We start from the raw sequence: 22,280 nt of genomic DNA on the forward strand, positions 1-22,280 counted from the left end.
TCAGATGCCGGTGGCGCGGTCGCCCGGCAGCAGGCGTTGCGGCAGCTGGCTGAACACCCAGCCTCGCGCGCCGCTCGGGGTGAGCAGCCAGATCACGTCGAAGCGGTCCTCGGGCCACGGGTCTGGCGGTGTGGAATCGACCTCGCCGAGCGCATCGACGATCTCGGGGAGGTACTCGCGCTGCCAGGAGATCAGGACCGGGCCGGGGGTGCGCAACACCTGCTTGGCGAGTGCCTTGACGTCGGACCGACCGAAGTCGGTGTCCACCGCGAGGCCGAGCTTGTCGGCGAGCGGCGAGATCGTCTGCAGTGAGCGCTTGCTGCCGTCCTTCTTGCGCGGCGTCGAGGCGAAAAGGGCCCGCGGGCGCACCAGCCCGGTGGGTGGCTCGCCGTCGTCGGGCGCGAGGAGCGCGGCGAGCGCGGTGGCGCGTTGCCAGCCGACCGGGGTGAGCGATTCGTCGCACCGGGTGCCGTCGCGGTCCACGCCGAAGGGGGGTTCGTCGCCCTCGGGTCGTTCCGCATGCCGGATCAGCATGATCGTCGTCGTCGCCTCGTCCTGGGCCATGGGGGTCATCCTGCCCTTCGACCGGTCAGTCCGCCTGTGGGTTCCCGTGATCCGCGTTCGTGACGGCCTGGAGCAGGCCCCAGGAGAACTGCGCCTCGCAGGCCACACCGTCCGGAGTGGTGAAGGCGGCGGCCGCATGGCTGGCGACCGCGCCGCCGGACATGCGGTAACGGACAGGGGAGCAGGCCGACTCCACGTCGTCGATGACCAGCAGCCACGGTCGTAGGTCCGCCACCGAGGCTATGGCGGGCGCGGCCGAGTCGGCCATCCTGGTCAGTCGCTCGTCGACGACGTCCCCGCCCGGCCCGAAGGTGATCTGGAACTGCAGTCCGGGCCACAGTGGCATCGGCCAGGCCTCGACGGCCAGCTCGCCGACCAGGGGCACCGTGCGCGAGCTCACCACGGCGGGTTTGCCGAGGGCGAGTCGATACCGCGCCGCGCCACCGGGGAAGCCGCCCCGCAGGCCGCGCTGCCACTGGGCGTGCGCGGCGCGCAGGTCGGTGGCGCTCTTGCCGAGGTTCTTGAGGGCGGCCCCGACGAGCGCCTGCTGATGGTCGTGCATCCGGCGGAGCAACATGAGTTCGAAGTTGACGACGCCAAATCCTTTGAGCGGCATTCGGTCCAGCGTCACGTCATCCTCCAGTCGAGGGTCCTGTGGTGACACCGATCGTAGTGGCCGGACCCTAGGCGACTCCCGTCGGAATAGCATCGGTGCATGCCAATGGACCTCGCGGGCGCGACCTGGCCCGACATCGCCGCCGACGCGCCAGCCCTCGCGGTGCCGATCGGGTCGGTCGAGCAGCACGGGCCGCACCTGCCGCTGGACACCGACACCCGGATCGCGGTCGCGGTGGCGCGGTCGCTGCCCGGCATGATGGTCGCCCCCGCCATCGCCTACGGGGCCAGCGGTGAGCACGAGGGATTCGCTGGAACCGTCTCGCTCGGCGCGTCCGCGCTCGAGGCGGTGGTCGTCGAGTACGGGCGTTCGGCGTGTCGCTGGTCCCCGCGCGTGTTGCTGGTGAACGGGCACGGTGGCAACGCGCCCACCCTCGCCAAGGCGGTCGCGTTGCTGCGCTACGAGGGCAGGGACGTCGCCTGGCTGCCCTGCGCGGTGCCGGGGGCCGATGCCCACGCGGGGCGCACTGAAACCTCCCTGCTGCTGCACCTTTCGCCAGGTGACGTGCGGATGGACAGGGCGCAACCGGGCGTCACCGAACCGATCGGTGAGCTGATGGACCGGTTGCGGGCCGGCGGGATCGCGTCCGTCAGCGCGAACGGGGTGCTCGGCGATCCGACAGGGGCGAGTGCGGCCGAGGGTGAACGGATGTTCGAGCAGATGGTGGCGCGTTGTGTTGCGGCGGTGTTGCGATGGCAACCAGATGGCAAAGGCATGTTGCGGTGAGAGCAGATCCGAATACGATCACCTGATGCGCCAAGCTCGACTGCCCGACGGATTCGGGGTGAGAATCGATCCCAAGGTGCGCACCTTCTCGGGTGGACGGGTACTGATCGGGGGTTCCCCGACCCGGATGCTCAAGCTCGCCCCGACCGCGGCGGCGATGATCGGTGACGGATACCTGAAGGTCGTCGACACCCAGTCCGCACAGGTTGCCCGGCACCTCCTCGATTCCGGGGTGGCGAACCCCCGGCCGATGAGCTCGCCGTCGAATCAGGACGTCACTGTCGTCATCCCGCTGCACAACAACATCACCGGCTTGAACCGACTGCTGCCCGCGCTGCGTGGACTCTCGGTGATCGTCGTCGACGACGGGTCCGATGATCCGGTGACGACTCCGCCGTGCTGCGACGGGCGGGTCGACGTGCGGGTTCTCCGGCACCCGACCGCGCTCGGGCCTGCTGCCGCTCGCAACACCGGAATGGCCGCGGCGACAACGGAGTACGTAGCCTTCCTGGATTCCGACGTGGTGCCCCGGCTCGGCTGGCTCGAGGCGATGCTGGGCCACTTCAGCGACCCGGCGGTCGCGATGACCGCACCGCGGATCGTCGCCCTGGAGCCGGATGCGGGCGCGATCGGCCGTTACGAGCACGCGCGATCCTCCCTCGATCTGGGACGCAAGGAGGGCGCGGTGCGGGCGGGGAGCCCGGTGTCCTACGTGCCCAGTGCCGCGATGCTGGTGCGCAGGCGCGCGCTCGAGGAGTGCGGTGGCTTCGACGCGGAGATGCATGTGGCCGAGGACGTCGACCTCTGCTGGCGGCTACACGCGGCCGGTTGGCGGCTGCGCTACGAGCCGATCGCCAATGTCGCCCATGATCACCGCGTCTCGTTCCGGAAGTGGTTCGGCCGCAAGCTCTTTTACGGTACGGGTGCGGCTCCGCTCGCGCTCCGGCACGAGGGGATGGTGCCGCCCGTTGCCATGTCGCCCTTGACGCTGCTGGCCGTCCTGCTCGCCGCGACCTGCACCAGGCTCGGCCTCGCCGGCTCGCTGGTCGCGCAGCTCGTCACCGTCATCCGCCTGCGCCGGACGTTCCGGGAGCTCGACCAACCCACCCGGATCTCGGTCATCCTCACCGCGCAGGGCTTCGCGGGCGGGGTCTGGCAGCTCGCGTCCGCGATGTGCAGACATTATTGGCCGGTGACGCTGCTGGCCGCATTGGTCTCGTCGCGAGTCCGTCGCGCCCTGCTGGCGGTGGCCGCGGCCGAGGGCCTCGCGGATTGGTACACGCACCGCGAACCCGGAGGGCTGGGGCCGGTGCGGCACACAGTGTTCAAGCGGATGGACGACATCGCCTACGGCACCGGCCTGTGGCGTGGGGCGATCGCGGAGCGCAGCCTCGCCGCGCTGAAGCCTCGGCTGCGGGGCTGACCGGTGCCGGCCCCCGATCCGGTGGCCGATGTGATCGTGGTGGGCGGCGGGTCCAGCGGGTGCGTCGTGGCGGCGCGCCTGAGCGCGAACCCCGATCGTGCTGTGTTGTTGATCGAGGCGGGACCCGGTTCGAGCGACCCAGGGCCGCTCGGGCTGCTGCCGGTCGGACCGCGCAGCGATGTCGCCGCGACCTATCCGGTCGAATTGCGGCCGGGCCGCAGCACGACCATCTCCCGCGGCCGGGTGCTCGGCGGGTCCGGGGCGGTCAACGGCGGCTACTTCATCCGCGGCACCGAATCCGACTTTCGGAGCTGGCCGCAGATGTGGTCGTATTCCCAAGTGCTGCCGTACTTCCGGAAGCTCGAGACGGACCGGGCGGGGGACCCTCGCTGGCACGGTGACGACGGTCCGATGCCGGTGACCCGGATCGGTCGCGAGGACATGCATCCCGTCAGCTCGGCCTTCCTCGATGCCTGTGAGGCTGAGGGGTTCGGGTATGCCGCGGATCTCAACGAGCCGAACGCGGACGGTGCCGGTCCGGTGCCGCTCAACGCGGTCGCGGGGCGCCGGATCAGCACGGCGTCCGCATACCTCGAACCGAGCCTCGCCAGACCGAACCTGCGGGTGCGGACCGGCATCGTCGCCCGCCGCGTGGTGTTCGACGGCGTGCAGGCGGTGGGAGTCGAGGTCGAGATCGCGGGTGAGCGGCGCCTGCTACGGGCCCGTCAGGTGGTGCTGTGCGCGGGCGCGATCGGTACCGCCCATCTGTTGATGCACTCCGGAATAGGTCCGGCGCAACATCTTTCGGCACTCGGGCTGCCGGTGGTATCGGACCGGCCCGGCGTCGGTCGCGACTTCGGTGACCACCCCGAGGTGACGCTCGCGTACCGGCCTCACCTGCGCGTGCCGAGGGACGAGCACACCGCCGTCCTGGAGGCAGTGCTGGAGACGGACGGCATCGAGATCCGCCCGTACACCGCGCCCTTCGCGGAGATCATTCCCGGCGTGCTCGACGCGGACCCACGGCTGGGGGTGGCGCTGATGCGCCCGGACAGCAGGGGCGAGCTCACCCTGCGGTCCTCCGACCCGGCGGACCCGCCGGTCATCCGGTACCGGTACCTGACGTCGGCAGCCGACCGGGCGGCGATGCGGTCCGGCCTCGATCTGGCGCGCGGGTTGCTGACCTCGGCGGCCTTCGGGCGGGTGGCCGCGGAACCACGGGCAGGGTCGCCCACCGAGCCGTTCGAGAACCTCGGTACCTCCCTGCATCTGTCCGGAACCTGCCGGATGGGGTCGGAGGCGGACCGCGACGCCGTCGTCGACGACCGCTGCCGGGTGATCGGCGTGGACGGGGTCCTGGTCGCCGACACCTCGGTGATGCCGGTGGTGACCTCGCGCGGCCCGCACGCGACCGCGGTGATGATCGCCGAACGGGTCTCCGCCCTGATCGAGGGCGGCACGAGTCCCACCCATGACGCCCAGGGAAGTGGCAGAGTGTGACCGGCGTTACAGTTGGTGGGACGTCACGGAGGAACTCGATTGACCAGAGCAACGCACGGCAACCCCTGGATTGCCGTACGGCCGGGCGATGATGTCGCGCAACTGGCGCGGCTGATGTCGTCTGCCCACAGGTCGTTCGTCGACGGTGACCCGGCACGGTCCGTCGATCCCGCGGCCGCTGGGCACGACCCCGTCCGGTCGGTGGTGCTCGATTCGTGGTTGCGCAGCCGGAACAAGGGCGTGAACCCCGATGCCGTCGGCGACGGCGTCGACCTCGACGGCATCGAACTGGAGCGGTACCGCTCCGCGCACCCGATGGCGCTGATCCGTCCCGTCATCCGCAAGCTGCTGGTCGACGACGCTGCCGACACCGGCCTGCTCGTCGCGATCAGCGACGCCGAGGGGCGCCTGCTCTGGGTGGAGGGCGACTCGCAGGCCAAGGACCGGGCGCTCGCGATGAACTTCGTCGAGGGCGCCGACTGGAGCGAGGACCGCGTCGGCACCAATGCCCCTGGGACCGCGCTCGCGCTCGACCACTGCGTACAGATCTTCGAGGCCGAGCATTTCAGCCGCACGGTCCACGATTGGAGCTGCTCCGCGGCTCCGGTGCACGACCCGATGAGCGGCCAGATCCTCGGCGCCATCGACATCACCGGCGGACCGCGGGTGGCGGTGCCTGAGGTGCTCTCGTTGATCCGGGCCACCGTCGCTGCGGCCGAGTCCGAGCTCCGCCTGCACCTGCTGAACTCGCCCCGCCTGCTCGGCAACGCCTCACCGCGTCTCCAGGTGCTCGGATCCGAGCGGCCCACCCTCGTGCGGGACGGCGACCGGACGAGCCTCTCGCAGCGGCACGCCGAGATCCTGCTGCTGCTGGCCGAACACCCCGAGGGGCTCAGTTCCGACCACCTTGCGGTGCTGCTCGACGAGTCGGAGCTGGACTCGGTGACCATCCGGGCGGAGATGTCGCGCCTCCGCAAGGTGTTCGGTGCCGCGGGCCTCGGCTCCCGTCCGTATCGGTTGCTGACCGATCTCGGCTCGGACGTGCAGGAGGTCCGTCACGCGCTCGATCGCGGTGACGCGGCGGCCGCTCTGCGGGTCTATCGCGGTCCGGTCCTGCCCGGCTCGGTCGCGCCCGGCGTCGAGGAGATCAGGGCGGACCTGCGCGGCCGCATACGTGCGGCGCTGCTGCGGGCGGGCGACCAGGGCCTGCTCGCCAAGTGGACGAGCACGGTCGAGGGCCGCGAGGACACCGGCGCGTGGGCCGCCTACCTGTCCTCGATGGACCGCCGCTCGCCGATGTATGACCAGGTCAAGTCCAGGATCGAGACGCTCGACCGGCGGCTGGGAGTCTGAGTTCCACCGGACGCAACGTTGTTGCAACCCTCGCAATCCTAGTGTTCTGAATCACACCCCAGGGCGACACTCGCGTCGCCGGCAGGGGAGAGACAGCACACCACGAGGAGCCTTCGATGACCGTGTACGCCCGTCCGGGTTCACCCGATTCCGTCATGTCCTTCCAGTCCCGCTACGACAACTGGATCGGTGGACAATGGGTGCCGCCCGTCAAGGGTCAGTACTTCGAGAACCCGACCCCGGTCACCGGTCAGCCGTTCTGCGAGATCGCCCGTGGCACCGCCGAGGACATCGAGCTCGCCCTGGACGCCGCGCATGCCGCCGCCCCGGCCTGGGGCAAGACCTCGGTCGCCGAGCGCGCGGTCATCCTGAACAAGATCGCGGACCGGATGGAGCAGAATCTCGAGTCCATCGCCCTCGCCGAGTCCTGGGACAACGGCAAGCCGATCCGCGAGACCCTGAACGCCGACATCCCGCTCGCCATCGACCACTTCCGTTACTTCGCGGGTGCCATCCGGGCGCAGGAGGGCTCGCTCTCGGAGATCAACAGCGACACCGTCGCGTACCACTTCCACGAGCCGCTCGGTGTGGTCGGCCAGATCATCCCCTGGAACTTCCCCATCCTGATGGCCGTGTGGAAGCTGGCGCCCGCGCTGGCCGCCGGAAACGCGATCGTGCTCAAGCCCGCGGAGCAGACCCCGGCGTCGATCCTGCACCTGATCGGCATCATCGGCGACCTACTGCCGGCGGGTGTGCTCAACATCGTCAACGGCTTCGGCACCGAGGCGGGCAAGCCGCTCGCCTCGAGCCCGCGGATCAAGAAGATCGCCTTCACCGGCGAGACCACCACCGGCCGGCTGATCATGCAGTACGCATCGCAGAACCTGATCCCGGTCACCCTGGAGCTCGGCGGCAAGAGCCCGAACATCTTCTTCTCCGACGTGCTCGCCGCCAACGACGACTATCAGGACAAGGCGCTCGAGGGCTTCACCATGTTCGCGCTCAACCAGGGCGAGGTGTGCACCTGCCCGTCCCGCGCGCTCATCCAGGGCGAGATCTTCGACGAGTTCCTCGCGATGGCGGCCGTCCGCACCAAGGCGGTGCGGCAGGGCGACCCGCTCGACACCGAGACCATGATCGGCGCGCAGGCCAGCAACGACCAGTTGGAGAAGATCCTGTCCTACATCGAGATCGGCAAGGCCGAGGGCGCCCAGCTGGTGACCGGTGGCGAGCGCGCCGAGCTCGGTGGCGACCTGTCCGGCGGCTTCTACGTGCAGCCGACGGTGTTCACCGGCAACAACAAGATGCGGATCTTCCAGGAGGAGATCTTCGGTCCTGTGGTGTCGGTGACGTCCTTCAAGGACTACGACGAGGCCATCGAGATCGCCAACGACACCCTGTACGGCCTCGGTGCAGGGGTCTGGTCCCGCGACGGCGGGGTGGCCTACCGCGCAGGCCGCGACATCCAGGCAGGGCGCGTGTGGACGAACACGTACCACCAGTACCCTGCGCACGCGGCGTTCGGCGGCTACAAGCAGTCCGGCATCGGCCGTGAGAACCACCACATGATGCTCGACCACTACCAGCAGACCAAGAACCTGCTCGTCAGCTACGCCCCGAAGGCGCAAGGCTTCTTCTGACCCGCAGGCTCGGGGCTTCCCACGGCCTGAGCCCCCGATCTCACGGCGCCCGCCAATGCCCCCCTGCGGCGGGCGCCGTGACCATGACACGGCGCCCGCTCATCCCCCCGAGGCGGGCGCCGTGTCTCCACTTCTCGCCGAGACGGAGGTCCCCATGGCCGACCCGATGACGGTGCCCGGCCGCATCGTCGCGACCGCGGCGGCGATGGATCTGCTCCGCCGCCTGGGCGGGATTCACGGACCCCTGATGATGCACCAGTCCGGCGGATGCTGCGACGGCTCGGCCCCGATGTGTTATCCCGCAGGCGAATTCATCGTCGGCGACCGTGACGTCCTGGTCGGGCTGCTCGACCTGCGGCTCGGTGTCGGCGAGGTGCCGAGCTCGGTTCCCGACGGTGATGACGCGGTGCCCGTGTGGATCTCGGGCACACAGTTCGCAGCCTGGCAGCACACCCAGCTGGTGCTGGACGTGGTCCCGGGGCGCGGCTCGGGGTTCAGCCTCGAGACGCCGGAGGGAGTGCGCTTCCTGAGCCGGGCTCGCGCGTTCACACCCGAGGAGAACGGCGCGCTCGCCGAGGCCGATCCGCTCACCGGGCAAAGCTGGGACGAGGGCAGGCGGCCCGAGCCGCCCGCCGAACCCCAGGTGGTCGCCGAGGCCGTCGACGCCTGTCCCGTCCCTGGCGGCCCGAGAACCGATCAGTCGTAACTCCGCGGACATCAATCCATGACGTAGATCTTCAACACTATGCGCAGCCGCGCCACCCCTGGTGGCGCCGCCGGTGCCGTGTGATCATTCACTAGGAGAAGGAGGTCGCCATGGCGATCACCACCAAGAAGCCCTCGCACGAGGACTTCCACAACGAGGACAGCGAGTACCTCGCGAAGCGGACACTCAAGTCGGGCTCCGCCGGCTGGTTGCTGCTGGCTGGGCTCGGCGTGAGCTACGTGATCTCCGGTGACTACGCCGGGTGGAACAACGGGCTGGCCGAGGGCGGCTTCGGTGGTCTGCTCATCGCGGGCGTCGTCATCGCAGGCATGTACCTGGCGATGGTGCTCGGCATGGCCGAGATGTCCTCCGCGTTGCCCGCCGCGGGCGGTGGCTACACCTTTGCCAGGCGAGCGCTCGGGCCGTGGGGTGGATTCGCAACCGGCACAGCGATTCTCATCGAGTATGCGATCGCGCCCGCCGCGATCGCCACCTTCATCGGTGGCTACGTCGAGTCGCTGAACCTGTTCGGGATCACCGACGGCTGGTGGGTCTATCTCGCGGTCTATGCCATCTTCATCGGCATCCACCTCACCGGTGCGGGCGAGGCGCTGAAGGCGATGTTCGTGATCACCGCGATCGCACTGGTCGGGCTGGTGGTGTTCGCGGTGTCCGCCTGGGGCCTGTTCGACGCGAGCAACCTGACCGATATCGCGGCCGACCCAGGCGCGGCGGGCAGTTCCAGCTTCCTGCCCTTCGGCTGGTTCGGAATCTGGGCGGCGGTGCCGTTCGCCATCTGGTTCTTCCTTGCGGTGGAGGGTGTTCCGCTCGCCGCGGAGGAGGCCCGCGAGCCGGAGAAGAACGTGCCGAAGGGCATCATCATCAGCATGCTGCTCCTGATCGTCACCGGGGCGGCCGTGCTCTTCCTCGCCACCGGCGCGCTCGGAGCCGAGGCCCTGTCGACCTCGGGCAACCCGCTGGTGCAGGCGCTCGGCGACGGCGGAGCGGCCAAGGCCGTCAACTACATCGGCCTGGCGGGCCTGGTCGCCAGCTTCTTCTCGATCATGTACGCCTACTCCCGCCAGACCTTCGCGCTCTCGCGCGCCGGGTACCTGCCGACCAGGCTCTCGGTGACCAACTCCCGCAAGGCCCCGACCCTCGCGTTGATCGTCCCCGGCGTCATCGGCTTCATCCTCTCGCTCACCGGCGAGGGCGCGATGTTGCTCAACATGGCGGTGCTGGGTGCGGCGGTCAGCTACGTGCTGATGATGGTCAGCCACATCGTGCTCCGTAAGCGCGAGCCGGGCATGGCGCGTCCGTACCGCACCCCGGGCGGCATCGTCACGACATCCTTCGCGCTGGTGATCGCCATCGCGGCGGTGATCGCCACCTTCCTGGTCGATCCGACGGCGGCGATGTGGACCGTGGTCGCGTTCGGCGCCTTCATGGCCTACTTCGGCTTCTACAGCCGGCACCACCTGGTGGCCAACTCGCCCGATGAGGAGTTCGCGATTCTCGCGAAGGCGGAAGAAGAACTGGAATGACGCTCTACAGCCAGCAGATCGGCGGCACCACCCACACCTTCGACGGGCTCGTCGAGCTGATGGCGAAGGCGACCCCGCTGCGCAGCGGCGACGAGCTGGCCGGATGCGCGGCCGCCTCGGATGCCGAGCGTGCGGCCGCGCAGTGGGCACTCGCCGATGTCCCACTCGACCGGTTCCTGCACGAGTTGCTGGTGCCGTACGAGACCGACGAGGTCACCAGGCTGATCATCGACTCGCACGATCGCGCTGCGTACCAGGCGATCTCGCACCTGACGGTCGGGGGTCTGCGTGACTGGCTGCTCGAGGTGGCCGCGGGTGACGGCGCGGCCGCCACGCTGCGGGCGGTGGCGCCGGGCCTGACGCCGGAGATGGTGGCGGCGGTCAGCAAGATCATGCGGAACCAGGACCTCATCGCGGTCGCGCGGGCGGCCGTGGTCACCGCCGGGTTCCGGACCACGGTCGGGCTGCCCGGCAGGCTGAGCACCCGGCTGCAACCCAACCATCCGACCGACGACCCGCGCGGCATCGCGGCCGCCACCCTGGACGGGCTGCTGCTCGGCTGCGGAGATGCGGTGATCGGGATCAATCCGGCAACCGACTCGCCGCACGCCACCTCCGACCTGCTCCACCTGCTCGACGAGATCCGGCAGCGGTTCGAGATCCCCACCCAGTCCTGCGTGCTCTCCCACGTCACCACCACGATGGAACTGATCGAGGCGGGCGTGCCGGTGGACCTGGTGTTCCAGTCCATCGCGGGCACCGAGGGCGCGAACGCGAGTTTCGGTGTCACCGTGCCCCTGCTGCGGGAGGCCAACGCCGCGGGCCGCTCGCTCGGGAGGGGCACCGTCGGCAACAACGTCATGTACCTCGAGACCGGCCAGGGCTCGGCCCTGAGTGCCGGTGCCCACCTCGGCACCGGCGGCCGACCCGTGGACCAGCAGACGCTGGAGACGCGCGCGTACGCGGTGGCCCGCGACCTCGAACCGCTCCTGGTCAACACGGTGGTCGGTTTCATCGGTCCGGAGTACCTGTACGACGGCAAGCAGATCATCAGGGCCGGCCTGGAGGACCACTTCTGCGGGAAGCTGCTGGGGCTGCCGATGGGCGTCGACGTCTGCTACACCAATCACGCCGAGGCCGACCAGGACGACATGGACACCCTGCTCACCCTGCTGGGTGCGGCGGGGACGGCGTTCGTCATCGCGGTCCCGGGGGCCGACGACGTGATGCTCGGCTATCAGAGCCTGAGCTTCCACGACGCGCTGTACGTCCGGCAGGTGCTGGGGCTGCGTCCCGCCCCGGAGTTCGAGGCCTGGCTGCACCGGCTCGGCATGACCGACGCGGCGGGCCGGGTGCTCCCGGTGGATGCGGCGGCCTCACCGCTGCGCGCACTGACGGGGGCGCTGTGAACCTCGAGAAGCGTGCGGGCACGGCACGGACCGATACGGATCCACAGGACTTCTGGGAGGAACTGCGGCTCAGCACCCAGTCGCGGATCGGGCTCGGCCGGGCCGGGGACTCGCTACCCACCGACCGCGTGCTCGAGTTCCGTGCCGCGCACGCCGCGGCCCGCGATGCGGTGCACCTACCGTTGGACGCCGACGAGCTGACCCGGCAGGTCGAGGCGCTCGGTCTCGGCAGCCCCGTGCGGGTGACGAGCCGGGCAGGCAGCCGTGCCGAGTACCTGCGCAGGCCCGATCTCGGACGACTGCCTGCCGATCTGGCGGGCGTGCCGCACAGCGGTGCTGATCTGGGATTCGTTCTCGGGGACGGGCTTTCACCCCGTGCCCTGATGGATCACGGGGCCGGGCTGCTGGGGGCGCTGGCCGAGGAACTCTCGGACAGGTACTCGTTCGCGCCGCCGGTGATCGCGACGGAGGCGCGGGTGGCGCTCGGCGACCACATCGCCGAGGCGATGGGGGTGCGCACCCTGATCGTGTTGATCGGGGAGCGGCCGGGATTGTCGGTGGCGGACAGCCTCGGCATCTACCTGACGCACCTGCCCCGAGCCGGCCGCACCGATGCCGATCGAAACTGCGTCTCCAACATCCACCCGCCGGAGGGGCTCAGCTATGCCCAGGCCGCAAAGGTGTTGTCGGGCTTGGTGTCCGGTGCCCGCAAGCTCGGACGCTCCGGCGTGGACCTCAAGGACACCTCGCGGTCCGACGCGTTGTCCTCCGGAGAGGTCCTGACCCTCGACTGACCTGCTCGGGCTCCGGCCGAGAGGTTCTCCCTTCGTCGCCGCTGTGTGTACCGGCGTGGTTCGTGTGCCGGTGTGCTTCCGCGCGCCCGCATCCTTCGAGAAAGAGGATTCCTGGTGAAGTCTTTCCATACCCGCGCAGCCTGGGTGGGTGCCCTGGCCGGCGTGATCGCGCTGACCGCATCCTGTTCGTCCGGCGGTGACGGCGCCGCCGCTGCCGCGCCCGACACCAGCAGCTGCGCCGCCCTCGACACGGGGCTCGAATGGTTCGGCGCGAACCGGCAGGTGCTGGACCGCATGATCGCGGAGAAGGGCACCTGTGGCGTCGACGGAGACGCCGCGAAGGGCGCCCCGCTCGCGCTGTTCGACTGGGACAACACCGTGGTCAAGAACGACATCGGCAGCGCGACCGCCTACTGGATGATCAAGAACGACAAGATCCTTCAGCCCGAGGGTGCGGATTGGGCGACGACGAGCCGATTCCTGACCCCGGATGCGATCGTGGCACTCGGGGCAGCGTGCGGCACCGAGGTGGCGCCCGGTCTCCCGCTGCCGACAGCTTCCGATCTCGACTGCGCCGACGAGATCGTCGCCGTGCTCGACGACGAGACCACCTCCGGGAAGCCGGCCTTCGCCGGGTACGACCATCGGCGGACGAAGCCCGCGTACGCCTGGGCGGTTCAGTTGATGGGTGGTCACACGGTCGACGAGGTGACCGAATACGCCAGGGCGGCGCGAACGGAGAACCTCGCCGCCCCCGAGGGCGCCGAACAGACCGTGGGGACCACCGAGGTCGACGGGTACGTCAGGTACTACCCCCAGATCGCCGACCTGGTGAAGGTGTTGCGCACCAATGGCTTCGATGTCCGCATCATCTCGGCGTCGGCGGAGCCCGTGGTGCGGGTGTGGTCTGAGGAACTGGGCCTGACGCCCGAACGGGCGATGGGGGTCCGTCCGTTCGTCGAGAACGGTGTCCTCACGAGGCACCTCGAGGGATGCGGCGGCGTGGCCGACGGTGAGGACTCGGTCATCCCGTACATCGACGGCAAACGGTGCCAGGTCAACGAGGTCGTGTTCGGGGTGAACGGGCCAGCGGCGTTCGATCAGTTGCCCGCCGATCGGCGCCAGGTCTTCGCGGCAGGCGACTCGGTGACCGACGTGACGTTCCTCGGGGACGCGACCGGGGCGCGCCTGGTGATCAATCGCAACAACGCCGAGCTCATGTGCAATGCCTATGACAACAGCGACGACCGGTGGCTGGTCAATCCGATGTTCCTCGATCCGAAGGACCGTGCGGAGGAGCCCTACCCCTGCTCGACCAAGGCATATACCGCTGCCGACGGTGGCAAGGGAGCGGTCCACCGGGTCGACGGATCGGTGATAGAGGACCAGGAGGACTCTGTCTACTGACGTGTGAACGCCGCGAGTGGGGTCGGTTCGGTGAACCGACCCCACTCGGCGGTCAGGCCGCTGCGGCGGCGCTCTGTGCCGCGAGCTTCTGGAGCCCGGCGGGGTAGAGGCGCTTGCCCGCGACAAGCGCGACTATCGCGAGCACGTACACCAGGGGCGAGAGCTGCAGGGCCTCGAGCAGTCCCAGGCGATCGGCGAGGATGCCGATGACGAAGGGACCCAATGCCAGGCCGAGGACGTTGTTGGCCACGGTGAGGGTGCCGAGAGCGGACGACCGCACCGACGGGTGGGTCAGGCTCGCCACCATGGCGGCGGACGGACCCGAGGATCCCGCGGCGAAGAAGGCACCGATCCCCAGCAGGACCAGCTGCGGGGCCCCGGTGTCCAGGCGAAGTCCCACTCCCAGCGCGAGGAACGAGATCAGGCAGAAGGCGACGGCGCTGGACCACTTCATGGCCGGGTTGGTCCTGCTGACCCGGTCGGTGATGATGCCGCACACGATCATGCCGGTACCGATGAGCAACACGAACACCGATGCGATCGCGCCCGCCTTGTCGGGAGCCATGCCGTAGTACCGGTTGAAGAAGCTCGGGGTCCAGGCGAGCAGCACCGCGGCGGTGAACATCTGCAGGCCGCCGCCCAGGTAGGCGCACCACACCGCGGAATTGGTGAACAGGCTCGACACCGGGACCCGGATGGTGGTTCCCGTCGCTGCGACCGTCGCGACATTCTGGTCGGCGGCGTGCTCCGCCAACCGGCGCTCGGTGACGAGGGCACGGAACAGGGCGACGAGCAGGAGGCCGAGCACCGCCATCGCGGCGAAGGACCAACGCCAGCTCAGATGCACGGCGATGACGCCGCCGAGTGACACGCCGACAACCGAGCCGAAGGAGCCTCCGGCCATGAAGGCGCCGCTCAGAGTGGAATGGACTCGCGGCGCGAAGACTCCGAGCACGACGGCGATCCCGACGCTCCCGTAGGCGGCTTCGCCGACACCGACGAGGAAGCGAGCGGCCAGCATCTGCTCGTAGTTGGATGCGATCGCACACAACAGCGTCGCGATGCTCCACAGCGTGGCCATCAGCACCAGGCTCTTGACCCGGCCCCATCGGTCCGCCAGGAGGGAGAGCGGCAGTGTCAGCAGGCCGACCATCAGCGCGACGATGCTGGTGAGCGACGCGAGCTGCGAGTCCGACAGGTCCCAGTCGGTCTTCAGGAAAGGAAAGACGGCACTGAGTACCTGGCGAGACATGTAGTCGGACAACAGCAACGCGAAGGTGAGGGCGAAGACGAGCCAGGGGTAGTACGAGCGCCGGCTGTGGCGTGCGGTGGCTGTCACGGAACTCGGCGGATCGTTTGCTGCGATCTCGAGTTCGGGCGTGGTGGATGTCAGTCCCATGGATGCTCCTGGGGGTGCGGCTGGCAGGGGGAAGGTGTGGGGCCGGCGCTCAGCTGGCGGCGCGGCGGGACTCGTACGCGTCTAGTTCCTCCGCGAGGATCGGCACGCCGAGATTGCAGGCGTGGATCCCGAGGACGCTCACCATCTCGAGGACGGTGAGGATCTCCTCCCTGGACACGCCGAGCTCGAGTGCGGCTCGGATGTGCCGACGAACTCCAGGCGCGTACATGTGGGTGGCGGCGGCATCGATGGCGATGCTCAGCAGTTCGACGAACTCGGGTGTGAACACCCCACGCCGCACGGGCGTGGCGTTCATCGCCATGAACTGCTCGGTCCACTCCGGATCCCACTGGGACAAGGTGTCCCACAGTGGATTCCAGCTTCCAGCCTGCTTCATTCGGTCGAGCGTCGGAGTGGGTATCGGCTCAGCGGTCATGGCTGCTCGTTTCACGGAGAACGAATCGGGTGTGATGTGGGCTATTGGCCCGGCCCGATAGTGGCCTGGATCACGTTACGTCGCTCGTGAGTCGAATAATTGCCCGTGCGGGACGGAATTCTTTGCATTTCGGGACATGCCCCCGGGGTGGGGGGCGCCTGTCGTTGGAAACCGACCTAACCCTCGGTTTGTTTGCGCCAATCGCGGGGGCTCATGCCGAACTGCTGATGGAACCACCGGGAGAAGCTGCTCGGTGTCGAGAAGGCGAGCAGCTCGGAGATCTCGGTGAACGAGTAGCGGCGGCCGGCGACCATGCGTTTCGCGAGTTCGGCCCGGGTCGAGTCGACGACCGAGGTGAAGGTCTGTCCCGACTTCGCGAGGTGCCGATGCACCGTGCGACGGTCGACGCCGAGGCTGCGCGCGACCTGCTCGATCGAGCAGCGTCCGCTCGGCAGCAGGAGTTCGACGAGTTCGCGTACGCGATTGGTGAGCGTGGGTTCCTCGGGCGTGGTGAGCGTGTCGAGGAACTGTTTCGCGTAGGAGCGCAGCAGTGGGTCGGACAGCCTGTTCGGCTCGTCCAGATCGCCTGTGTAGGTGATGATTCCGGTGAACTCGCTGTTGAAGTGCAGCGGCGCATCGAAGACCTGGCGGTGCGTCGTGTCGTCGGCCGGTCGGTCGTGTTCGAAGCTGACGGACACCGGATGCCACCGCTCGCCCAGTAGGTGCCGCAGCAGCTGGTGGGTCACCGTGACCGCCAGTTCGACGGACTGCCGGACCGGTACGGGTTCGCCGGGATCGATGCTGATGCGGATCGTGGCCAGGCCGTCGCGCTCGGACAGCCGGATGTTCAGCGACTCGTTGTAGGTGTGCTGGTACCGGATCAGCATCCGGAGCGCGCTTCGGGCGTCCGGCTCGTCCCGGATGCTGACGCTCAGTGGGCCGAGGGTGGACAGGCGACGGCGCTCGGCCAGCTTCAGGGCGAAGTCCTGGCGACCCGAGGTCGCCGCGGACAACTCGAGGAGACGGGCGACGGAGGCCGCGGGCACCCAGCGGTCTTGCAGGTCCAGCCCAGCCGGGTCGAGCCCAGCGCTCCTGAGCAGCTGCACCGGGTCGAGCGACAGGGCGCGGCTCAGTTCGATGTAGCCGGTCAGTGAGGCATACCGGGCGAGCGGCTTGGCCATTCGCGTCGCCTTCCATCTCGGGTGTCCCGCTCGGCGCCCCGCGGTGGGGTGTCCCGAACGGGAAACAAATATGTCCCGTCAGGATAAGTGTGAACCCCATCGCATGGCTACTGTTGTGTCAGCTGAGTCACACCGGATGCGTCGATCGCCTCCGGTTGCGGGCCCCGCGAAGGGCACATCGACCGCTGCGCCACAGCGCAGCGAGATGCCCGCCCAGGGGTGGAACCACGATCAAGGAGAAGGCAATGGCAAAGGCGATCCGCTTCTACGAAACCGGCGGCCCGGAGGTTCTGCGGTGGGAATCCATGGAGGTCGGCGACCCGGGACCGGGTGAGGTGCGGATCCGCCACGGAGCGGTTGGCCTGAACTTCGCCGACACCTACTTCCGCACGGGAATGTATCCCGCGCCCCTGCCGGCAGGCATGGGTGTGGAGGGCGCGGGCGTGGTGGAGGCGGTCGGTACCGGTGTCACCGACTTCCGGGAGGGTGACCGCGTCACGTACACGGGTAGCCCGCTCGGTGCGTACAGCACCGAGCGCGTGATGCCCGCTGCACACCTCATCGCACTTCCGGACGGGATCGAGTTCGAGACCGCGGCCGCGATGACCATGCGCGGCCTCACCACCGCGTACCTGCTGCGCCGGATCCATCCGCTGAAGGCCGGCGACACGGTGCTGCTGCACGCGGCCGCGGGCGGCGTCGGACTGATCTTCTGCCAGTGGGCGAAGTTGCTGGGCGTCAACGTGATCGGCACGGTCTCGACCGACGAGAAGGCGGCGGTCGCGCGCGCTCACGGATGCGGAGAGGTCATCGTCTACACGCGGGAGAACGTCGCCGAGCGGGTGCGTGAGCTCACCGGCGGTGCGGGCGTGCCTGTTGTCTACGACAGCATCGGGGCATCCACGTTCCAGACCTCGATCGACTCGCTGGCCAGGCGGGGCCTGCTGGTGGCCTTCGGAACCGCATCCGGCCCGATCCCGCCGATCGATGCCATGCAGCTCGCGGTCAAGGGGTCGCTGTTCGTGACCCGGCCCGCGCTCGCCGATTACATCGCCGATCCGGCCGAGCGGGCGGAGCTCGCGGGCGAACTCTTCGGTCATGTTGCGGCCGGCCGCATCTCCATCGAGATCAACCAGCGTTACGGGCTCGAGGACGCCGAGAAGGCTCATCGCGACCTGGAGGCCGGCATCAGCATCGGCTCCTCGGTCTTCTCGGTCTGAATCCGAATCACGTAGAGGAGAGCGTCATGACCACAACCATCGACCGCGTGACCGGTCGAACCGACATCGCCGCCGCGGCGATGGATGCCCGCCCGCTGACCTGCAGCATCGGCGCGGAGATCCTCAACGTCGATCTCGCCGAGGTCGCCCGCGACGACCAGCGCTTCGCGGAATTGAAGTCGCTGCTGCTCGAGCACAAGGTGCTGTTCTTCCGGGACCAGAACATGAGCCGGGCAGAGCACGTCGCCCTCGCCGAGCGGTTCGGGCCGCTCGAGGACCACCCCGCACTCGGTAGCGACCCGGACCACCCCGGACTCGTTCGGATCTACAAGGACCTCGACAGCCCGCCGGAGCGGTTCGAGAACGCCTACCACTGCGACGCGACGTGGCGGGAGAACCCACCGATGGGCTGCGTGCTGCGGTGCATCGAGGGACCGGAGGTGGGCGGCGACACCATGTGGGTGAACATGGCGCTGGCCTACGAGCGGCTGCCGGAGCACGTCAAGGAGCAGATCGAGGGCCTGCGGGCGCGGCACAGCATCGAGGCGACCTTCGGAGCGCGGCTGCCGATCGAGCAGCGACTCGAACTGAAGGAACGCTTCCCGGACGCCGAGCATCCGGTGGTGCGCACACACCCCGAGACGGGCGAGAAGATCCTGTTCGTCAACTCGTTCACCACCCACCTGACGAACTTCCACACCGCCGAGAACGTGCGCTGGGGAATCGATTACGCGCCGGGGGCCGGTGAACTGCTGCGTTACCTGCAGAGCCAGGCCTCCATCCCCGAGTACCAGGTGCGGTGGCGGTGGACGCGCAACAGCGTGGCGATCTGGGACAACCGGTCGACGCAGCACTACGCGGTCCAGGACTACTGGCCCGCGGTCCGAAAGATGGAACGCGCGGGCATCGTCGGCGATCGTCCCTTCTGACCCTTACGAACTCTCTTCCACTCCAGGCTCTTCCAGCCCAATCGACAGGAGAAAAGACATGAACTTTCACGACGACGCGCTGTTTCCGGAGAACCAGGACAAGCTGGTCATCACCGTTGCGCCGTACGGCCCGGAGTGGGCGGTCGAGGACTTCCCCGAGGACCTGCCCCTGACGATGGACGAGCACGTCCAGCAGGCCGTCGACTGCTTCGAGGCCGGCGCCACCGTGCTGCACATCCACGTCCGCGAGGAGGACGGCAAGGGCTCCAAGCGCCTGTCGAAGTTCAACGAGCTCCTCGGCCGCCTCCGCGAGGCGGTCCCGGAGATGATCCTGCAGGTGGGCGGCTCGATCTCCTTCGCCCCCGAGGGCGACGGCGCGGACGCGAAGTGGCTCTCCGACGACGTGCGCCACATGCTCGCCGAGCTGGACCCGAAGCCGGACCAGGTCACCATCGCGATCAACACCAGCCAGATGAACATCATGGACCTGATGACCCCAGGCGACATCAAGGGCACCTCCCTTGAGAACGCCGAACTGGCGCACACGTACCGCGAGATGACCGTCCCCGCCGGCCCCGAGTGGGTCGAGGAGCACCTGCGCCGCCTGCAGGCCGCAGGCATCCAGCCGCACTTCCAGCTCTCGAGCATCCCCCAGCTCGAGACCGTGGAGCGCCTGATCCGCCGCGGCTTCTACACCGGCCCGCTGAACCTGACCTGGGTCGCGATCGGCGGCGGCTTCGACGGCCCGAACCCGTACAACATGATGCAGTTCATCAACCGGGTCCCGGACGGCGCCTGCCTGACGCTGGAGACGCTGATGCGCAGCGTGCTGCCGGTGAACACGATGGCCATCGCGATGGGCCTGCACCCGCGCTGCGGCAACGAGGACAACCTGTGGGCGCCAAGCGGCGAGGTCAAGATCACCTCCGCCGAGCAGGTCCGGCAGCTGGTGCGCGTCGCCAACGAGCTCGGCCGCGAGGTCGCCACCGCCAAGGAGGCTCGCGACATCTACCGGATCGGCGAGACCTACGCCGACGCCGACGAGACCCTCGCCAAGCTCGGCTACGCGCCGAACCGCAAGCCCGGACAGGTCGGGTTCACCCAGCACGCCTGATCCGACCACCCAACCCGATCGTCGAGCCGGCGCAGCAGCGACGGCTCGGCGATCGCCGAGCCGGGTCGGGACGCGGCACCTGCTTGTGCCGCGCCCCGACCCGCCAGGGATCCGATCCGGATCCCGATCTCATTGTGAAACAGCAGCTTCGGGAGTCCACTTGAACAGCATCGCCGATCCGACCGTGGTGATCGTGCCCGGTCTGCGCGACCACGTCGCCGACCACTGGCAGACCCTGCTCGCAGACAAGCTCGACCGAGTGCGCACGGTGCCGCCGCTCGAGCACGACAAGCTCAGCCTGAGCGCGCGTGTCGCTGCGCTCGACGCCGTGCTGAGCGAGATCTCGGGGCCGGTCGTCCTCGTCGCCCACAGCGCGGGCGTCATGATCACGGTGCACTGGGCCCAGCAGCCGACCCGGACGATCCAGGGCGCTCTGCTGGCCACCCCAGCCGACCTGGAACAGCCTCTGCCCGAGGGCTACCCGGTGATCGAGGACCTCGAGCGCAATGGCTGGAACCCCATCCCGCGGCGCCGGCTGCCGTTCCCCAGCATCGTCGCCGCCAGCAGCAACGACCCGCTCGCGAGCCACCGACGGATCGCGGGTATGGCCGAGACGTGGGGCAGCCGGCTGGTCGACCTCGGCGAGGTCGGACACCTCAATCCCGCTTCCGGCTACGGGTATTGGCCGGAGGCCGAGGAACTCCTCCTGGAGCTGACGGGTACGAAGCAGGTCGCCTCGTGACCAGGGTGTTCGTCTCGGCCGCGGATGCGGTCGCCGACATCGGCAGCGGTGCCTCGTTGGCGGTGGGCGGGTTCGGTCTGTGCGGGATCCCCGACGCGCTGATCGCCGCGATCGCGGACGGGTCGGCGACCGATCTGGAGGTCGCCTCGAACAACTGCGGAACAGACGGCCACGGGCTCGGTCTGCTGTTGGAGCAGAAGAGAATTCGTCGGGTCATCGCGTCGTACGTCGGCGAGAACAAGGAGTTCGCCCGGCAGTACCTGGCCGGGGAGCTGGAGGTCGAGCTGTCGCCGCAGGGCACGCTGGCCGAGCGGCTCCGCGCCGGTGGTGCGGGCATTCCGGCCTTCTTCACCCCGGCCGGGGTCGGAACCCCGGTGTCGGAGGGTGGGCTGCCGTGGCGCTACGACGGCGACGGATCGATCGCCGTGGCGTCCCCGCCGAAGGAGGTCCGCGAGTACGCGGGCAAGCGGTACGTGCTCGAGGAATCGATCACCACCGATTTCGCATTGGTGCACGCGGCGATCGGGGACACCGAGGGCAACCTGGTGTTCAACATGGCGGCACGCAACTTCAACCCGCTCGCCGCGATGGCTGGCCGGGTGTGCATCGCGCAGGTGGAGACCCTGGTGCGGCCCGGTGTGCTGGATCCGGCGCAGGTCCATCTGCCGGGGATCTTCGTCGACCGCATCGTCGCAACGGGCGTGCAGGACAAGCAGATCGAGAAGCGCACGGTGACGGCGCGGAAGGCGGCAGTGGTATGACCGTGTTACCCGGTACGGCCCTTCCAGCCGCTCCTCGCTCGTTCCTCGCTGCGATGCTCCGAAAGGACCTTCCCTCATGACCTCGACCTTGACAGTGGTCGGCTGGACCCGCGAGCAGATGGCTGCCAGGGCCGCGGCGGAGCTCTCGGCGGGCGAGTACGTCAACCTCGGCATCGGGCTGCCGACCCTGATCCCCAACCACCTCCCGCCCGGGCTCGAGGTGGTCCTGCACAGCGAGAACGGGATCCTCGGTACCGGGGCATATCCGGACGAGGACGGAGTGGACGCGGACCTGATCAACGCGGGCAAAGAAACTGTGACTGTGACGCCAGGCGCCTCGTTCTTCGATTCCGCGCTGTCGTTCGGGATGATCCGTGGTGGGCACATCGACACCGCGGTGCTCGGCGGGATGCAGGTGTCCGAGACCGGCGACCTGGCGAACTGGATGGTGCCCGGCGCGATGGTCAAGGGCATGGGCGGCGCGATGGACCTCGTCCACGGTGCCCGCAGGGTCCTCGTGCTGATGGAACACACCGACAAGTCGGGGGCATCGAAGATCGTGCGCGAGTGCACGCTGCCGCTCACCGGTCAGGGTGTCGTGCACCGGATCATCACCAACCTCGCCGTTCTCGACGTCACCGATGCGGGTCTGGTGTTGCGCGAATGCGCACCCGGCGTGACGGAGGAGTCCGTGCGCGCGGCCACCGACGCGCCGCTCGCGTAGGGCACCGACCACCTCCATCACGACAACCGAAA

The 22,280-nt window shown here is 68.8% G+C and carries 21 protein-coding genes; 16 read left to right on the forward strand and 5 right to left on the reverse strand.

Annotated elements, in window-relative coordinates:
• Entirely contained in the window at positions 1 to 564 is a 564-nt protein-coding gene (locus FCG67_RS08750) for a hypothetical protein (RefSeq protein WP_136908925.1), read from the reverse strand.
• A 25-nt stretch (positions 565 to 589) separates the two neighbouring features.
• Entirely contained in the window at positions 590 to 1,195 is a 606-nt protein-coding gene (locus FCG67_RS08755; RefSeq protein ID WP_136908927.1) for a hypothetical protein, read from the reverse strand.
• 84 nt (positions 1,196 to 1,279) lie between these two features.
• On the opposite strand from FCG67_RS08755, the gene mftE reads away from it, so the two are divergent.
• From mftE to FCG67_RS08805, 10 genes are all read left to right on the forward strand, one after another.
• Entirely contained in the window at positions 1,280 to 1,966 is a 687-nt protein-coding gene (gene mftE / locus FCG67_RS08760; RefSeq protein WP_425467806.1) for a mycofactocin biosynthesis peptidyl-dipeptidase MftE, read from the forward strand.
• A gap of 25 nt (positions 1,967 to 1,991) precedes the next feature.
• A complete protein-coding gene (gene mftF / locus FCG67_RS08765; protein ID WP_136908930.1) occupies positions 1,992 to 3,389 on the forward strand; it encodes a mycofactocin biosynthesis glycosyltransferase MftF in 1,398 nt (465 codons plus the stop codon).
• 3 nt (positions 3,390 to 3,392) lie between these two features.
• On the forward strand, positions 3,393 to 4,889 hold the full coding sequence (mftG, locus tag FCG67_RS08770) for a mycofactocin dehydrogenase MftG (RefSeq protein WP_136908932.1): 1,497 nt from the start codon (positions 3,393 to 3,395) through the stop codon (positions 4,887 to 4,889).
• 114 nt (positions 4,890 to 5,003) lie between these two features.
• Positions 5,004 to 6,242 carry a sigma-54-dependent transcriptional regulator family protein gene (locus FCG67_RS08775; RefSeq protein WP_246044958.1) on the forward strand — a complete coding sequence of 413 codons (1,239 nt, stop codon included), beginning with the start codon at positions 5,004 to 5,006 and terminating at the stop codon, positions 6,240 to 6,242.
• Between the two features lie 116 nt (positions 6,243 to 6,358).
• The gene (gene adh / locus FCG67_RS08780) at positions 6,359 to 7,882 is read left to right on the forward strand and encodes an aldehyde dehydrogenase (protein WP_027500587.1); all 1,524 of its coding nucleotides are present in this window, start codon (positions 6,359 to 6,361) and stop codon (positions 7,880 to 7,882) included.
• 154 nt (positions 7,883 to 8,036) lie between these two features.
• Positions 8,037 to 8,588 (forward strand): DUF779 domain-containing protein, encoded by a 552-nt coding sequence (locus FCG67_RS08785; RefSeq protein WP_246044943.1) that lies wholly within the window; start codon positions 8,037 to 8,039, stop codon positions 8,586 to 8,588.
• Positions 8,589 to 8,698: 110 nt separating this feature from the next.
• The gene (gene eat / locus FCG67_RS08790; protein ID WP_136908935.1) at positions 8,699 to 10,132 is read left to right on the forward strand and encodes an ethanolamine permease; all 1,434 of its coding nucleotides are present in this window, start codon (positions 8,699 to 8,701) and stop codon (positions 10,130 to 10,132) included.
• Positions 10,129 to 11,541, forward strand: a complete 1,413-nt coding sequence (locus tag FCG67_RS08795) for an ethanolamine ammonia-lyase subunit EutB (protein ID WP_136908937.1) — start codon at positions 10,129 to 10,131, stop codon at positions 11,539 to 11,541. Before eat ends, FCG67_RS08795 begins: the two co-directional genes overlap by 4 nt.
• Complete coding sequence (gene eutC / locus FCG67_RS08800) at positions 11,538 to 12,335, forward strand: ethanolamine ammonia-lyase subunit EutC (protein WP_136908939.1); 798 nt, start codon at positions 11,538 to 11,540, stop codon at positions 12,333 to 12,335. The genes FCG67_RS08795 and eutC overlap by 4 nt, the downstream gene beginning before the upstream one ends.
• Before the next feature lie 111 nt (positions 12,336 to 12,446).
• Positions 12,447 to 13,742 carry a haloacid dehalogenase-like hydrolase gene (locus FCG67_RS08805; RefSeq protein WP_425467811.1) on the forward strand — a complete coding sequence of 432 codons (1,296 nt, stop codon included), beginning with the start codon at positions 12,447 to 12,449 and terminating at the stop codon, positions 13,740 to 13,742.
• 52 nt (positions 13,743 to 13,794) lie between these two features.
• On the opposite strand, the gene FCG67_RS08810 is transcribed toward FCG67_RS08805, so the two are convergent.
• The 3 genes from FCG67_RS08810 to FCG67_RS08820 form a co-directional block, all read right to left on the reverse strand.
• Complete coding sequence (locus tag FCG67_RS08810) at positions 13,795 to 15,141, reverse strand: MFS transporter (RefSeq protein WP_136908941.1); 1,347 nt, start codon at positions 15,139 to 15,141, stop codon at positions 13,795 to 13,797.
• 49 nt (positions 15,142 to 15,190) lie between these two features.
• Complete coding sequence (locus tag FCG67_RS08815) at positions 15,191 to 15,577, reverse strand: carboxymuconolactone decarboxylase family protein (RefSeq protein WP_077040783.1); 387 nt, start codon at positions 15,575 to 15,577, stop codon at positions 15,191 to 15,193.
• A 176-nt stretch (positions 15,578 to 15,753) separates the two neighbouring features.
• Positions 15,754 to 16,758, reverse strand: a complete 1,005-nt coding sequence (locus tag FCG67_RS08820; RefSeq protein WP_097211018.1) for an AraC family transcriptional regulator — start codon at positions 16,756 to 16,758, stop codon at positions 15,754 to 15,756.
• 245 nt (positions 16,759 to 17,003) lie between these two features.
• Here FCG67_RS08820 and FCG67_RS08825 point away from each other — a divergent pair, with 245 nt between their 5' ends.
• The 6 genes from FCG67_RS08825 to FCG67_RS08850 all read left to right on the forward strand — a co-directional run bounded on the left by FCG67_RS08825 (position 17,004) and on the right by FCG67_RS08850 (position 22,248).
• On the forward strand, positions 17,004 to 17,978 hold the full coding sequence (locus tag FCG67_RS08825) for a quinone oxidoreductase family protein (RefSeq protein WP_136908943.1): 975 nt from the start codon (positions 17,004 to 17,006) through the stop codon (positions 17,976 to 17,978).
• A gap of 80 nt (positions 17,979 to 18,058) precedes the next feature.
• The gene (locus FCG67_RS08830; RefSeq protein WP_136909109.1) at positions 18,059 to 18,907 is read left to right on the forward strand and encodes a TauD/TfdA dioxygenase family protein; all 849 of its coding nucleotides are present in this window, start codon (positions 18,059 to 18,061) and stop codon (positions 18,905 to 18,907) included.
• A gap of 58 nt (positions 18,908 to 18,965) precedes the next feature.
• The gene (locus tag FCG67_RS08835) at positions 18,966 to 20,021 is read left to right on the forward strand and encodes a beta-keto acid cleavage family enzyme (RefSeq protein WP_136908944.1); all 1,056 of its coding nucleotides are present in this window, start codon (positions 18,966 to 18,968) and stop codon (positions 20,019 to 20,021) included.
• Positions 20,022 to 20,181: 160 nt separating this feature from the next.
• Positions 20,182 to 20,763, forward strand: coding sequence for an RBBP9/YdeN family alpha/beta hydrolase (locus FCG67_RS08840; protein WP_136908946.1), 582 nt, complete (start codon positions 20,182 to 20,184; stop codon positions 20,761 to 20,763).
• Positions 20,760 to 21,524, forward strand: coding sequence for a CoA transferase subunit A (locus FCG67_RS08845; RefSeq protein WP_136908948.1), 765 nt, complete (start codon positions 20,760 to 20,762; stop codon positions 21,522 to 21,524). The genes FCG67_RS08840 and FCG67_RS08845 overlap by 4 nt, the downstream gene beginning before the upstream one ends.
• A gap of 76 nt (positions 21,525 to 21,600) precedes the next feature.
• Positions 21,601 to 22,248: a 3-oxoacid CoA-transferase subunit B gene (locus FCG67_RS08850; RefSeq protein ID WP_136908950.1), complete on the forward strand. Its 648-nt coding sequence runs from the start codon at positions 21,601 to 21,603 to the stop codon at positions 22,246 to 22,248.
• The last annotated feature ends 32 nt before the right edge of the window (positions 22,249 to 22,280 follow it).

The organism is Rhodococcus oryzae, from assembly GCF_005049235.1.
GTDB lineage: Bacteria > Actinomycetota > Actinomycetes > Mycobacteriales > Mycobacteriaceae > Rhodococcus_G > Rhodococcus_G oryzae.